Raw genomic sequence first — 976 nt, 5'->3', positions numbered from 1 at the left:
TGCCGTGCCGCACCCAGGCCGTGGCCGTTCCGCCCTGGGCAGCGGCCGGCTTGAAGAAGAGCGACAGCCTGGAAGTGAAGGTGCGCGCGCTCTTGGCTGAGCGTCGGCAGCGCATCGGGTATGAAAAAGAATTGCAGGCTGTGAACAATGCCTGTTGGTAACAAGATGAAACTCGTCACTACCGCGTTGGGAAATATGCACGAGTTGGGCGCCGTGAATCATATGCGCTTCCTTTCAACATGCCTGGATCAATTAAATAGCGGTATAAAGGCTACCTTTCGTCGGCTTCGTGGCTAAAATAGATTTCACCTATAGTCCCACTTCTATTGCCATCTTGAACGATTGGAGCGTTGGATTATGACTGATTATGCGAGCCTCCCATCCACAGAAAGCCCGGTCGTTCTGGTTGTCGAAGATGATTCAATATTACGTGACCTTCTGGTTGAGGTGGTGACTGGAATGGGAGCCGTCGTTCATTCGGAGGACACGGTGGATAATGGCTTTCGGGCGCTCCAGGACCACCCTGAGCTTAATTTAGTTATCACCGACGTGGTTACGCCTGGCTCCTTGAATGGGTGGGAGCTTGCGCAAGAGGTTCACGAGCATCATCCGGGCGTGCCAGTACTCATAACCAGTGGGTTCACCTCGGAGTGGTTTGGTCAGCTTCCCCCAGGAGCGCGTTTTATTTCTAAACCATGGACATTAGATGAAATTTGCAACGCTGTCTCTGCATGCCTGGAGGCAACCTGATTTTAATCCGATGACGTTTTTTGGACTTTATCTGCTGCGCTAGTGCTTTTAGCCATCAGATTGGTCGGTTCGGGTTTTGGAGTCGATTCTACGCAATACCGCCGTCAGATCACGCCACGGAAATTCCGCAGCGGGCTTGACTTGCTCACATCCCTCCCGGTGCTCGAAAGGGCGCCGTGCATCCGTCAAAAGCTGGACCGCGCCGCAGTGTCGACACGTCACCCCT

1 protein-coding gene and 1 pseudogene are annotated in these 976 nt (G+C 53.5%); both read left to right on the top strand.

Features of this window, described 5'->3' with window-relative positions:
- A pseudogene (locus HAQ05_RS29600) lies at positions 1–161 on the top strand (hypothetical protein); the annotation flags it as partial.
- Between the two features lie 196 nt (positions 162–357).
- Entirely contained in the window at positions 358–750 is a 393-nt protein-coding gene (locus HAQ05_RS27830) for a response regulator (protein WP_190427594.1), read from the top strand.
- Positions 751–976 lie beyond the last annotated feature (226 nt).

Source organism: Pseudomonas typographi (genome assembly GCF_014694385.1).
GTDB lineage: Bacteria > Pseudomonadota > Gammaproteobacteria > Pseudomonadales > Pseudomonadaceae > Aquipseudomonas > Aquipseudomonas typographi.
The sequence above is the reverse complement of the archived record's forward strand: the minus strand, read 5'-3'. Positions and strand labels throughout refer to the sequence as shown.